We start from the raw sequence: 14,445 nt of genomic DNA on the forward strand, positions 1-14,445 counted from the left end.
TTGTTGTTTCTAGTAATCCTACCTATAACAATGGCACACATATTGTGGTGTGTAATTATTTTTCCTTGGTAGATAAACGACACCGTATTTCATTAGTTAATGGTTTAAGCTGTGAAGATTTTAGAATCTGCCAGAATTATGCTGTTTGCTCTTGCGTTGACAATATGTGTGCAGGGGGAGAGCCAAAGATTGGAATGTTTCAGAAAAAAATAATTTTGTAGATCATTATGGCGATGGTTTGGATGGAGGTATTGTACCTTGGATTGTTTATAACCCTTGGCGATCATCACTACAAGTGACTGAATTTAAATATAGTTTAGCTGACAACAAGATAATTTACCCTGGATTTAATATATCAAGAATGGTGGTGTGCATCACTATAAGATATTTCTTGATGAGGATTTCCTGGCAGAACTCGCCGTCTAAGTTACAGTGATTTAGAAGCGAAATAATATAAACTGTCGCTATAGAATAATTGCTGTAGACCATGCTGGATAAGAGAGGCCTTCTGGTTGTCTGGATATGCTCCCTGAATAAATTGATAAAGTACTTGCCTTAGGTTAAGTAAGTTAAAGGTAAATAAGTGCCAGTTTTTTATGAGGTCTAAGCTCTCTTTATAATGTGAGTATGTATCGTTTTTATTTTCTTTTTGAAAGTGAAAGCTCTTTGAAACTTATATGATAGCTGTTTGCCAAATGAGTTTATAAGTTGAAGGGTTTAATTAAAAGCTAAAAGTTTTCTATCTATTTATATTTGGTTTTTTTAAAGGTGTGCATTTGATGAGTAAGGTATGTGGGTGGGATCTCTATTAAGTAGCGTTCTTTTTTCTCGTTCATGTGATTTATCTTTTTCTATTGTTCGTTAATTGGAAACAAAGTTAAGCCAATATTGAAACAATAATATCTAATAGATTTCACAGAATAGAGGGCCATCATTAATATAATCCGCCGGGATTTATACCAAGCACAACTATATTCACCGAGACTGATATGAGTGAGCTATTTAAGCTGATCACAGCTATTTCTTTATCCGCATTTCTGGTTGCCTGTGGGGGGGGCGGAGGCAGCTCTGATAGTGAGAAAGATAATAGTCCTGGGGTTATTGATAATAATGGCAGTGGGACCTCTGATCCTGATCCTGATCCTGATCCTGATCCCGATCCCGATCCCGATCCCGATCCCGACCCTAGTCCCGATACTATTAGTGGCGGTGAAGGTAGCGTTAGCGAGGATAATGAGACGTCTACCTCTGGCAAGTTGATTGATAGCGTTGATGCCGAGCAAACTTTTGGAAGGCTTAACGAATGGGGAAAATACGGTCTGCTTGATGTTTCTCTTGATGGTACCTGGAGCTATACCCTGGATGCGGGCCTGGCTGACCCCTTGAGCGCTGATGAATTGGCAATTGATGAATTTATGGTTGGTGTTGGAATAGGTGATGACATCACATTAATTACTATTCAGGTGACAGGTGCGGATGATGCTTACACTTTTAGCCCTGAATCCCCTCTTGCTACTTTACTCGTGGGGAGCAGTGAAGAAGCCAAGGGTACTCTGAAAATCATAGATGTCGACAGCAATACCCCAGGATTTGTTGAGAGTAGCATTGCTGGGAATTATGGTGATTTTAGTATTACCGACGTCGGTGACTGGAAATATACCTTGAATGACACAGCGCAGAGTCTCAGTTCAGGGGATGCGGTCACAGATACCGTCACTTTCACATTAACTGATGGTACTGAAAAATCTGTTAATTTTTCTGTTGTTACTGTTGACCCTAATGGCAATGGATCCTTTGAGCTCTCTTTGGAACAAAAGCGCGTAATGCTGGATACCCACAATGAGTATCGCCAAAGGTGTGCTATGGGAGAAGCTGGAGAGGGTAACGGTCCAGAGAGTTCCGGTAATATGCAGACACTTTTCTGGGATGAGGCTTTGGCCAAGATGGCGAAGGAGAGAGCTTCTGCGTGTTATTTTGGACACTTCAATGAAGCGGAGGGAATTAGGCAATCTTTCGATAAAGTTAAAGATGAAGTCTCTTTTGTGTTGCCAGCAGGTAATATTGAAATTGGAGAGAATGTTTCAATCAATATTTTCAATCCGCCGGCATCGCAATATAGCGCTGAAACATGGGCTGGTTCAGTTGAATCCTGGTACGCTGAGAGTAATTCCTATGATTGGGATATGAAATTTTGTCATGATGAAACATGCGGACATTGGGCCCAGGTATGCCATGGAGAAACCCGCTATGTAGGCTGTGCTGTAGCGGAATGCGATAGTATTGTTGGTTCTAATAATCCTGCCTACAACGATGGCGCACATGTACTTGTCTGTAATTACTTTCCTTCGTTGAATAAAGGTGACATTCCCTTCACTGATGGATATGGATTTAAAACTTGCAGGACGTGTCTTAATTATGACCTTCCTTTCTGTGTAGACAATATGTGTACCGGAGGAATAGCCAAAAACTGGAATGCTTCTGAGAAGAAAAATAAGAATATTGATCAATGTACCGATGGCTTAGGTAGGGATATAGTACCCTGTAATTATGGTAACCATCCTCCACCCGCTCAAGTTACGGGGTTCAAATATACGGTCTCTGATTGGCAGGTAGATTTGTCCTGGAATGAAACCATCAGGAATGGTGGTGTGCATCATTATAAGATCTTTCGTGGAGAGGAACTTATAGATAAAACACGTCAATTATCCTATAGGGATTCTGATGTGAAGCAGGATGCTACTTATCGATATAAAATCATTGCGGTAGACCATGCTGGTCAGGAAGGCTTGCCTGCTTATTTGGATGTAAGTACTAATTCAAATTAGTGAAGAGTAAAAGTTAATATGATTTGAGGGCGGGGGAAGCCAATATATGGTGGAGTTCAAGCTCTCAATTCATAATTGCTTAAAAATTTTACTAGCCTAATATTACTTTTATATTTTTACTGTTGAGTGTTGACTGGTTATTGCATAAAAAATAATTTTAATGGGATGTTCAAGTTGGATTTACCTACAGAATATTTTCAAGTGCTTCCTCATTAGATGAGGATGGTCTTTGCTTTTTATAGCAAATCGAGGGAGTTTTCCTTAGATAAAAAAGGGCCGCATAGCGGCCAGGTTTGGGGGGATAAAAGAGGTAGAATTATTTTATTTTAACCAAGTCGTAATCACCCAATGCGGGCACTGTCAGGTGAATTTGTGATTCCAGACGGTCGATGGATTGCAGGGAGGCACATAGCTGCTCCGCAGTGTGTTCAATTTGCTCAGCGCGTTGTTCCAGTAGTTCTTCCGCTTCCTCGGTAACACGCTCCTCAATACTCTGACCGCCAGTGAAGGCTGCCTTGAGTGCGTGCCAGGCAATAGTTCCTGCGGCATCCTTGGCCAAGCGTTCGATGCGGGGCTCAAATTCTTCAGAAATCGTCTCGTCGATAAAGTTACCAATCTCAGTATCGCCGAGATAGTAGATTTCTCCCTCGCGATTGAGACGATCTTCGGTGCGCTGGATTAAATCTGCAGAGAACTGCTTAAGCTCCTGATTTTCTGGATGATCTGGCCCGGCCAGGGCGCTAATAGCAATAGATAAGCCATCCATAGCGATATCTACAGCCTCTAAAGTGATTAGCAAGGTATCACGGCCGGCTGCATGCAGTTTTTGGCGATATTCCTGTAACAGCTCTTGTTGTTGATCATCCAGGGTGATCATGTCTCCATTTACTATAAGCTGTGCAGGTGAGTGAAAAGACACCAACAGCTGCTTATCGCTATCCTCGTGTATTTCGAAAAAATCGGACCCCACTTTTACGGTGTAATCCAGGGTGGACTCACAGTTGTCAGTATCGATATGAATGGACTCAAGTGCCATAACTTGGCTGGCTCCACCCAGGCTGATCAGGGCTGATATCGCAAGTGGCTTCCACATATTTATATCTCTGTATTGTACCTTTCCCATTGAGACGAGGTAGGGGCTGTGAATAGATGCAGAGAATAGGAAAAAATTGCAGGTTATTTTTTATACAGATCGGGACTTCTCTAAGTGCTACCCTAGGCCGCGGTCCAATGCGGTGATGGTGCTGCAGGGTATAGGCTCTAAATAATTAAGAATTGGGGGATGGCAAATGTCATTCAGCAGGCAGTTGATGGCTTTGTGCTTAGTGTTGTTAAGCACAGTGGCTCGGTCTGGGGATATCGCCGAGTACACGGCGGATATGCGCAAGTACAGTGGTTATCACGATTTCTACTGGGATGAAAACAGCGGTCGGGTGCTGTTGCAGATTAATGAGTTTGAGCGTGAACTGCTGCTTCTCACTGGTCTGGCCCAGGGGCTTGGATCCAACCCTGTGGGTCTGGACCGCAATCAGATAGGTGAGAGCCGTTTGGTTAAGTTCCAACGTGTGGGTAACAGGGTGCTAATGCACCAAGTGAACGCCAACTATCGCGCTGAATCAGAAAACCTGGCAGAACGCCGCGCGGTCGAGGAGGCTTTTGCCTCTTCTGTGCTCTGGGGTTTTGAAACCTTGGCACAGGAGGATGGCGTTGCCCTGGTGGACTTTACCCCTTTCCTGCTCAGCGATCAGCACGGTATTAGTGCTCGCTTGAAACAGGCGGAGCAAGGCAATTACTCTGTGGATAAGTCCAAGTCTGCAATCTACTTGCCCCGCACCAAAAATTTCCCCAAGAACAGTGAGTTTGAGGCTCAACTGACTTTTTCTGGTAGCAAGCCTGGTAAGTATTTGCGTGAAGTGGTGCCAACTCCCACTCTGGTTTCGCTGCGTCAGCATATCTCTCTAGTAGAGCTTCCTGATAAACAGTACCAGCCGCGGGTATTTCACAGCCGCAGCGGTTATTTCCCCTTCACTTTCCGTGATTACGCTACGGCAATTGACCAGCCTCTGGATCAGCGCCTTATCTACCGGCACCGCCTGGAGAAAAAACCGGGTAGTGATGAAGTGGTTGAGCCTATTGTTTATTACGTGGACTCCGGTGTGCCGGAGCCTGTACGCAGCGCGTTGGTAGAGGGAGCCAGTTGGTGGAACCAGGCTTTTACTGCAGCCGGTTATAAGGATGCCTTCCGCGTGGAAATCTTGCCGGAAGGTGTAGATCCGCTGGATGTGCGTTACAACGTAATCAATTGGGTACACCGCTCCACCCGCGGTTGGTCCTATGGGTATTCTGTTTTTGACCCCCGTACCGGCGAGATTCTCAAGGGCAATGTAACTCTGGGCTCCCTGCGTGTACGCCAGGACTTTCTAATCGCCCAGGGGCTTTTGCAGCCCTATTCCGATATATCTGCTAATACTCAGGCCTTGCAGGCGATGGCGTTAGCTCGAATTCGTCAGCTGTCTGCTCACGAAGTGGGGCATACCCTGGGTCTTGCGCATAATTTTGCCGCGAGTGCCGTAGAGCGCGCTTCCGTGATGGATTATCCGGCGCCGCTGATTGCCCTGTTGGACACCGAGCTGGATTTCTCCGAGGCATATGCCACTGGTATTGGCGATTGGGATAAGTTAGCAATTCGTTATGGCTACGGAAACAGTGGGGAGGAACAGTCCTATCTGGATAACATCATCGAAGAAGCGGAGAAGCAAAAGCTACGCTTTATTTCTGACCCCGATTCCCGCGCGATAAACAATGCTCATGCAGCCTCCCATTTATGGGATAACGGCAGGGATCCCCTGGAAGAGTTCAGCCGTTTAACCGAGCTGCGCCGCCATGCTCTGGATAATTTCTCCCGCGCGGCAAATCCCAAATCCGCACCTCGCTCTGACCTGGAGGAGACCCTGGTGCCAGTTTACTATGGGCATCGCTATCAGGCCGAAGCCGTGGGCAAGTTGATTGGTGGGTTGGATTACGATTACTTATATAACGGCGCTGAGCAGAATAGCTACACGCTAGTACCGGCTGAGCGCCAACAGCAAGCCATGGATGCGCTAGTTGAAACTCTGTCGCCAGAATTTTTGGCATTGTCAGAACAGGTTCTTCAGCTAATTCCCCCCAAATCCTATGGTTATGAACGCACCAGGGAGAGCTTCCCCTCTCACACCGGTGTTGCCTTCGACGCAGTGGCTTTGGCCGAAGCAGCAGCGGGTCACACCCTGTCGATCCTGATGGACCCACAGCGGGCGGCACGTATGGATCAGCAGAATGCACGTAGTAGTGAAATTCCCGCATTCGATAGCCTATTAGAGAGGCTTACGACGGGAGCTCTAAATAATGAACAGTATTCCGGTTTACACGCGTCAATTCACCAGCGTATCAACCATGTATACATCCAGAAGCTGATGCTGCTTGCTAGTGATCGCACTGCCGCTGAATCGATACGAGCCAAGGCACAATTACAGCTGGCCAAATTCCAATTGGCACTTGGGCAGAAAAAATTATTTGGTGAAGATTCGCAGGGATACAATGCCCATTATTATTTCCAAGCCAAACGCATTGAATCTTTTATGCGCGGTGAACTTGAAGTAAAAGCCGGGGACATTAAAGCGATGCCACCGGGTTCACCAATCTGAGTCTTGTCGCGTTTGAGATTAAGCCTGAGATCACCCGGAATAATTGCCGGGCGATCCCAGGCAAGATCAGCTGCGAATGAACTGAGATTTTTTTATCCAGTGACTGCCGCGATACTTTCTCGTAGAGGCGGAATTGCGTTTTGCCCAGAAGAAATGGCGATTAAACTGGAACTCTACTTCATAACCTTCTGCCAGGGCTGCCAATGGCATCGCTTGCCAGCTGGTCTGACGCCGTTTGCTGGTGGCTTCCAGTAGGTACTCCTGGCCATCCAATATGGCAACTACCCAGGCGTGTCCCTGGCCTTTGTGTGTCCCCAGTGCTACTCGCGCGTCCACGCCCAGCTCAATCAGCCAGTCGGCCAGTAAGATGGCATGATCTTCGCAGTCGCCGCGCTTTTGATAATAAGCCTGACGGGATGTCTGCCAGATATCGGAAAGTCCGGCATACTGTAGATGGTCGTACTGATACTCCTTTTGCATCGCCAAAGTATATAGCGGTACCCAAAGCTCGCGGGTTTGGAAAGGTTTGAAGCCCACCAGGTAACTATTGGCAAAATGGTGCTGTTTATCCAGCCCTCTTGCAGTGGCTGTGACTGCCTCCAGCCCTTGCCAGTTCCAGATGGAAACCTGTGCGCTCTCCTCAAGAGAACGCTTGGCCACTACCTGTTGGATCGTTTCTTCCGATAGTGGATAGCTGGTACCCACTACTCTTACCACCCCATTTTGGCGATCTATGGTGTCAGCGTTAGTAGAACCATAGGCCCTACTTGCTGAATTGAGGGGCTGCTTTGACGAAGGTTTTAATTCAGGCTTTTGAATTGTATTGCGTAGAATTTCTGGCAGCGTTAACAGCACAGAGAAAATAAGCAAGGGGACAATCCATTTATACACGTTTTTACCCTTTCAATCCGAAAGAAATAATGATGGCAACAAAAATCAAAATTGTGGACGCAAAGATAGAAACTGCGATATTGCCATTTTTCAATTCACCTTCGATGTCTACTGTACGTAGCAGTTTTTTGTCGATTGTTATTAAGGCGATTATTCCAATAAAAAGAGCCAAAACTGTGTAGATTAGGTTGATGCCGAGATTAAATAGTGTTGCGGTTATAAATTCTAATTGCATATTTTTTATTTCGATAAATCAGATTTAAATTTTACCGATTATAACATCTTTTACTTAATTTCTCTGTCTTGTTGTATGTGAGTAAATACAATATCTTGTTTTTTTCATTGATTGGTGTTGAAAATGCGTTTTGTTTCAGTTGCGGGCCTGGCGGCTTCCCTTTTTATGTTGTCCGCTTGTGGTGAGCGGGTAGAAGTGCCGCCTGCACATGTTGGCAAGGTGTTAACGGAGAGTGGCTACAAGCCCGAAGTGGTACCGCCTTCCAAGTTTCGCTTGGATATGTGTATGTTTTATTGTGACAAGTTGGTCACAATGACAATTGCAGACTTTGGTCATTTGGAAAAATTTAAAGTCTTTATGCCCAAAGATCAGCTTAATATGAGCTTTGATGTACGTATGACCGGTGCCATCAGTAGAGAGGCTATCGATAGTGTTTTCGATCGTATTCCGCCTGACAATGACAATATTTCGGTAAATCGCGTTTATGGTACTTATGCACAGCCGGTAATTAGAGATGTGGTACGCCGTGTTGTAGCCAAGTACTCCATCAATGAGATTGCTTCAAGCCGAGAGTCTCTGAGCCACGAGCTGTTCAATGAGGTATCCAAAGCCCTAAAAGGCACACCCATAGAGATTAAGCGTTTGGGACTGGCGGATATACAATTTCCTAAGGTCATCACTCAGGCTAAAGAGCGTGCGGCCGAGCGCCGTGAACTCATAGAGCAGGAAAAAGCTCAATTTCAGATTCAGAAGATACAGATGGAGCGCGATTTGGAGAGGGAAAAAATGAATCGTGCCATTGCCCGTGAAAAAGCGATTGGACAGAAAGAGGTCAATGATCTGCTTGCCAAATCGGTGACGGATAAATATCTGGCTTATAGAACCTTGGAAGTCCTAGATAAAATGGCTGAGTCAAACAACAAGGTATTTTTGCCTGTAGAGGCATTGGGGACCATCGGCATGCAACACGCGGTCCTTAATGATCAAGTAAAGCAGGTGGCTGGTAAATAGTGTTTGTAGATAAAGGCTAGAAGCAACTTCTGGCCTTTTATAACCTGGCGAGCAGATTTTTGTTGGGGAAATTGGATACTTATAAAATATTAAACATTATGTAAGTATTTAGAGCTTCTATTTCTGGAAAGCTATAGCTCAGAGCACACTTGGCTGTTCCTGCAATAACAGGCCATATTATTTCAGCTGCTGACTGCTAATTCTAATCAGAGGTTGAATCCTTCCCAAAGGAGGAGCAATAAGCTCCCCCATCTGAGAAGGTTTGATCAGAATTACATGGAGCCGGTGCAACCATTGGCCGCCAGGTAATCAAATGCGGCTTTGGCCTGAACCAAGCCATAACCATAGGCATTGTCACGGCCAGCATCACCCAGGTCCTCTGCGGTAACATGCAGGGCTGTGCGAATTTCGCTATTGCTACAGTTCGGGTAGTGGCTCCAAACCAGAGCAGCTACACCAGCAACATGTGGGGTCGCCATGGAGGTGCCATTAAAGTAAGCGTAATCCTGTGCTTCGGTCTCTATCGTGGCACTGGCACCCAGCTGGGTTAATAAAGCGCTGCCATCCGCATCGGAAATACCCACGGAAGGAATATGAGTCTCCACGCCACCATGGGTACCGTAAAGCATTCCGGCTACGTTGTTGTAGATGATCGCTCCAACACCACCACCGGCTTCGCAGTTCAGAACTTTATCAGCAAAGCTGATATTGCCACGTTGAATTAGACAGATTTTACCTGCTGCACTTACGCAGGCAGATTCAGCGGTACCACAATCTTCCAAGGCTCCGGTAATCGTCCCAATGGGAGTACCAGTCATAGCTGCGGCTTCGACTTCAGCCCCTGCTACTTCCAGGGTGGCTGCCTGGCCGCTGCCAGTGGGGATGGAGGACAATACCTGCACGCCAGGCCCAGCGAGTTCAACCTGATTGGTTTGCTGGGAGAAACCTGCGATGTTTTTGTTGCTGTCGATCGCTGCTACGGAGACAACGGAGTTGTAAGAGGCAGGGTAGTTATGACGGGTATTGCCATCATTACCAGCGGCGGCAATTGAGAGAATGCCGCGTTTATTGAGATTATCGAAACCGCGTCTCTCAAAGAAGCTGGCTCTGTCACCACCGAGGCTCATATTAATTACATTTGCACCATTCGCTGCACAATCTTCTGCAGCGGCAATCAGGGATGAAGAGTAAGCCCAGCCATCAGCACCAAATACTTTGACGATGTGCAGATTGATATTGCTGTTAGGCATTACCCCCACAACGCCAGCGTTATTATTCATGGCGGCAATAGTGCCGGCTACATGGGTACCATGGCCATTTTGATCTTCATACCAGTTGCCAGTACCCTCTGGATCGTTGCTACCAGTAACGGCATTGCCTGACAGGTCTTCGTGGGCCAGGTCGTAACCGGAATCAATGATACATACGGTACGGTTGCCAGCTTGTAAATCGCTGAGTTGGTCTGCCTGTACCATAGGGATACCGTAAGGTACTTCCTGAGACAGTGGATAACGTTTCAGATCCTCTTCAATAAAGGCGACATTGGGGTTCCTGCGTAGTGCCATTAATGCTTTTGCCGGCAGGTGTGCAGCCATAGCGTTATGGTTGCGAACGTCAAGCGCTTTACGGCCGCCGTTTTGCTGAACCAGAGACCTGACGGACTCCCCCTTGCCTTCTTTGAATGTAACGATATAGCGCTTGTCTTCGGCAGTGGCAGATGTCGCTAGGCTTAATGCCAGGGCGCCGCTGGCAAATATCGAAAGGGCCTTTTTCATGAGTTACTCCTTAACAGATATTATTTTATTTTTGGGGAAAGGAAATCCTTACGGGAAGCAAATCCCGCCTTTCCCCGTCATGAAAAATAACAACCTTTTAGTTTTTGAGGAATCAAAAACGTGCTTTTTATTTAAAAAAATATATTTTTAATAGCTGGTTAAAAATTGGCGGTTTTTTCATTGAAAGGTTTTCATTTGAAAACGTTTCTTTACGGCGGGTATAAAAATAAAAAATAATACTTAAGTATTTAAATTTAGTTTTAAAGGTGTGTGAATTAGAAGCCAGGCACACTTTTGTGTGCCTGGTCAGTATTAGGGGGCTAGTTCAGGGTTGTTTTTTCTATCGGATTGCCATTGGTATCGAGTTCAATAATCTGACCAATGTTAAGTTCAAGAATACCGTTTTCTATTTTGCTTTTATCACCAACAATCACCCAGATAAACTGATCTGGCTTGATAGTGTCCTGGGCCAATTTGTGTATTGCCTGAAGGTTTACATTGCGGATTTTTTCTGCATAGCTATCCATATAATCCAGAGGGCGGTCATAAGTGATTATGCTCGAAACTGCACTGGAAACAGCTTTAATGGTTTCAAAGCTACCTGGTAACTCATTGACACTTTTATTTTTTACTTTTTGCAACTCCTCTTCCTGAGCTGGTTTTTTGCTGATATAACTGCGCAACTCAGTCTGCAGTTCTAGCAGGGATTCTCTGGTTTTATCTGTTTGTACCGGTGCATAGATCATTAATGGCTGCTGGCCTTTCGCTCCCGTTAAAAAGGAATAAGCCCCATAAGCCCAATGCTTATCTTCGCGCAGGTTCATATTTAGGCGAGCGGTGAATGTGCCGCCAAAAATATCATTCATCATATGCATCGCATCGCGCTCAGCAATCTTTTCGGAGGGCGCCAGCAAGCCGCCAATAATAATACTTTGTTCTGCGTCAGGCTTGTTAATTAGATAGACACTGGCTTTTTGAGGATGTGCTACTCGTGTAAGGTTTTTCTGGGGCAGGGGACTTTCTGGTGCGCTCCAATCGGCAAAATGCTGTTCCAATTTCTGTGTTAATACCTCGAGGGTGATATCACCAACAGCAACTAGGGTGGCATTGTCTGGACGCAGCCAAGTTTTATGGTAGTCCACCAAGTCATCACGATTTAATGACTCTATAGAAGTCTCTGTACCGGAACCGGTAAATGGTACGCCGTAGGCATGGCCCTCTCCATAAAGTAATGGCGGTAAGCTGCGTAACGCCATTTGTACTGGACGAGTTTTTTCTTGTTGAATAGCAGCGATCCAGCGCGACCGTTTACGTTCAATTTCCTCTTCTGAGAAAGCCGGGTGCATAACAATGTCGGCGAATAGCGCTAGGGAGTCATCTAAGTTGGTTTTCAAGGCATTGAGGCGCACGGTAGAAGTGTCGATGTCGGCTCCTGCGCCAATATGAGCACCCAGTATTTCCTCTCTCGCACTGATCTGCAGTGCATCCAGTTTGCTGGTGCCCTCTTTCAGCATGGACATCGCATAGCTGGATGTGCCCAATTTGTTGCCTTGATCTGCGGCATATCCGGCATCAAACTGCAGGCGTAGATCCACGACAGGTACAGAGTTTCGTTCAGCCAGGACTACTTTAAGTCCGTTAGAAAGCTCGGCTGTTTGTAGCTTGGGGAAGGGTACACTGGGGAAATTGCCCGTCTCAGGTAGTTTGCTGCGGTCAGCCCCGCTTTTGGTTGCTTTGTATTCGGGGAAGGGCAGAACCTCAAGATTGTAATCACCACTGGACAACCATTTCTGTGCAGCTTCACGAACCTTTTGTGGGGTGATTTTTTGTTTCTCACTCAGTGCATCCAGATAGGCATTGGGGCTGTTTTTATAGAGCTCGCCACGGGCAAGGAGTACCCCTTTACCGCTCCAGCCTCCGACTTGCTCGAGGCTGCGCACCATTGAGGCGTATTCGCTCATATTTACCCTGGCCAGCTCCTCCTCGGTTGGCCCTTCGGCAAGGAATTTCTCCAGCTCTTCCTCAATGGCGGCTTCCACCTTAGCAGGGGCTACACCGGGCTTGACGTCTGTGGTAATAGGGAAGATGGAGGAGAGTTCGAATTCATGCAGGCCCACGCTGATATTGGTGGCGATTTGGTCCTTGTAAACCAGACGCTTATACAGGCGTGAATTCTTGCCGTCACCGAGCACTGCTGCGGCCAGAGCAATAGCATTGGCGTCTTCGTGGGTGAGGTTGGGGGTATTCCAGACTTTATACAGGCGGGGCTGGGCTACGCGGTCGAACATTTGCTCGCGGCTGGATTGATCCCGTTTTGCAATCCAGGCCTTTTTCTTTATTAGGGGAGGGCCGGCGGGGATATCGCCAAAGTAGTGGCTCACTTTAGCCTTGGCCGTTTCCACGTCGATATCGCCAGCTAGGACCAATACGGTATTAGCTGCACCATAGTATTGTTTGAACCATTCATGCACATCCTCAAGGGTTGCGGCATTGAGGTCTTCCATCGAGCCGATGGTGGTCCAGGAATAGGGATGATTGGCGGGAAAGATCGCTTTTTGCATACGCTCCCAAACTTTGCCGTAGGGTTGGTTTTGCCCTTGGCGCTTTTCATTCTGTACCACCCCGCGTTGCTCATCGAGCTTTTCCTGGGTAATCACTCCCAGTAAGTGGCCCATTCGATCGGATTCCATCCAAAGGGCCATGTCCAGTGCGTTGGTCGGTACAGTTTCAAAGTAATTGGTACGGTCTAGCCAGGTAGTGCCGTTCATTCCTGTGGCACCGGCCTGCTCAAAAGGTTTGAAATACTCATCGTTGTAATTTTCTGAGCCGCTGAACATCAAGTGCTCAAATAAATGGGCAAAACCTGTGCGTCCAGGTTTTTCATCCTTGGAACCAACGTGATACCAGACTCCCACGGAAACAATGGGAGCTTTGCGATCTTCATGAACGATAACGCGCAGGCCATTCGGCAGGGTAAATTTCTCGAAATTGATGGAAAGCGGAGCTGTGGCACTTGCTGTGGAGGTTAATGCTGAGCTGAGAGAGTTTTGTTCGTGATTATTATTTTCTGGTGCTTTTCCGCAGGCAGATATAGCCAGAATCAGTGCCAGGGGTACACTGTACTTTCGTACAATTTTCATAGTATTTCCTTGTCGAATAATCCTAATAATCGGTATTGGGGGCGCTTTTGAGTGGCAGGCAATTAACGCTGAGTCTCTTATGAGTTTCTTATTATAAAATTTTTTCTGAAAACAGATTGGCTAATTGTTTGCTGCTTTCTCCATGAATACGACACTAGTTCATGGAGGAGTTACCTGTGCAATACGATCTAAAGAGTTAGTGGGTCTGCTGTAGACCTATATTGATGCACGATGAATTGAGCTTTATTACTGAATTCTTATAGCGGGCGAGGGAGCCCCTGGCAAATACGCTGCTTTACGTGTAGGTGGCTCCCAATAAAAAGCCTAATGACTTAGTAGGCTTGGCGAATGATATCGATTCCTGGTGTGATGGCACGGTTCCATGCCGCTTCGATCTCAGGGGAGAACGCACTGTCATGTTGGCGTAGGGTGGCTATCAGGGCATCCAGCCACAGGCGGTACCATTCTGGGCGAATATTATAGCCAGTGCGGTCGTGGCTTTTACCCAGGGCGCGCAGTTTGGTGTCAGACATACCACGGGAGTAAAGCACTAATTGCATAATGCCGTTACGCAACAAATGCCGCTGGGCCTTCATATCTGTATTGGCAAACAGATTGCGAATATCCGCGGAGCTGCCCATAAAGCGATCGTAAAAGTCCTTAAAGAATTCCTCATTGTTGCAGCAGCGTCCGTAACTTTGAAAGACTATATCGCTGTCGGATTGTTCCATAGGTAAGAAATCTCCATATGTGCCCCGCCGCTACCGTGGTATACGCCGGGTCTTGTGTAGTAGTGCTTATTCGATGGGGTCGGCGATTCTAGCGGTGTGGCTTTTCAGCGAAAAGAACTTTTGTATCAATGGGTTACAGAGCAGAGAGGCAAGA

9 protein-coding genes are annotated in these 14,445 nt (G+C 46.5%); 3 read left to right on the forward strand and 6 right to left on the reverse strand.

The window, feature by feature from the left end:
* The first annotated feature begins 989 nt into the window (after window positions 1-989).
* Window positions 990-2,825 (forward strand): VCBS domain-containing protein, encoded by a 1,836-nt coding sequence (locus tag ACJJIV_RS12540; RefSeq protein ID WP_444889165.1) that lies wholly within the window; start codon window positions 990-992, stop codon window positions 2,823-2,825.
* 316 nt (window positions 2,826-3,141) lie between these two features.
* Here the strand turns inward: ACJJIV_RS12540 and ACJJIV_RS12545 are convergent, their stop codons facing one another.
* On the reverse strand, window positions 3,142-3,918 hold the full coding sequence (locus tag ACJJIV_RS12545; RefSeq protein ID WP_444889166.1) for a DUF2884 family protein: 777 nt from the start codon (window positions 3,916-3,918) through the stop codon (window positions 3,142-3,144).
* Window positions 3,919-4,114: 196 nt separating this feature from the next.
* Here ACJJIV_RS12545 and ACJJIV_RS12550 point away from each other — a divergent pair, with 196 nt between their 5' ends.
* A complete protein-coding gene (locus tag ACJJIV_RS12550) occupies window positions 4,115-6,508 on the forward strand; it encodes a zinc-dependent metalloprotease (protein WP_444889167.1) in 2,394 nt (797 codons plus the stop codon).
* 66 nt (window positions 6,509-6,574) lie between these two features.
* Here the strand turns inward: ACJJIV_RS12550 and ACJJIV_RS12555 are convergent, their stop codons facing one another.
* Together ACJJIV_RS12555 and ACJJIV_RS12560 are read right to left on the reverse strand one after the other, a co-directional pair.
* Window positions 6,575-7,399 carry a transglutaminase domain-containing protein gene (locus ACJJIV_RS12555; protein ID WP_444889168.1) on the reverse strand — a complete coding sequence of 275 codons (825 nt, stop codon included), beginning with the start codon at window positions 7,397-7,399 and terminating at the stop codon, window positions 6,575-6,577.
* Between the two features lie 4 nt (window positions 7,400-7,403).
* Window positions 7,404-7,634: a DUF350 domain-containing protein gene (locus ACJJIV_RS12560; RefSeq protein WP_252083660.1), complete on the reverse strand. Its 231-nt coding sequence runs from the start codon at window positions 7,632-7,634 to the stop codon at window positions 7,404-7,406.
* A gap of 123 nt (window positions 7,635-7,757) precedes the next feature.
* On the opposite strand from ACJJIV_RS12560, the gene ACJJIV_RS12565 reads away from it, so the two are divergent.
* Entirely contained in the window at window positions 7,758-8,645 is an 888-nt protein-coding gene (locus ACJJIV_RS12565; protein WP_252083659.1) for an SPFH domain-containing protein, read from the forward strand.
* Window positions 8,646-8,917: 272 nt separating this feature from the next.
* On the opposite strand, the gene ACJJIV_RS12570 is transcribed toward ACJJIV_RS12565, so the two are convergent.
* The 3 genes from ACJJIV_RS12570 to ACJJIV_RS12580 all read right to left on the reverse strand — a co-directional run bounded on the left by ACJJIV_RS12570 (window position 8,918) and on the right by ACJJIV_RS12580 (window position 14,291).
* Window positions 8,918-10,420, reverse strand: a complete 1,503-nt coding sequence (locus tag ACJJIV_RS12570) for a S8 family serine peptidase (protein ID WP_444889169.1) — start codon at window positions 10,418-10,420, stop codon at window positions 8,918-8,920.
* Window positions 10,421-10,740: 320 nt separating this feature from the next.
* Window positions 10,741-13,560 carry a M16 family metallopeptidase gene (locus tag ACJJIV_RS12575; RefSeq protein WP_444889170.1) on the reverse strand — a complete coding sequence of 940 codons (2,820 nt, stop codon included), beginning with the start codon at window positions 13,558-13,560 and terminating at the stop codon, window positions 10,741-10,743.
* A 332-nt stretch (window positions 13,561-13,892) separates the two neighbouring features.
* Complete coding sequence (locus ACJJIV_RS12580) at window positions 13,893-14,291, reverse strand: globin (RefSeq protein WP_252083656.1); 399 nt, start codon at window positions 14,289-14,291, stop codon at window positions 13,893-13,895.
* Window positions 14,292-14,445: the final 154 nt, after the last annotated feature.

This window comes from Microbulbifer mixtoriginis (SeqCode) (assembly GCF_052466765.1).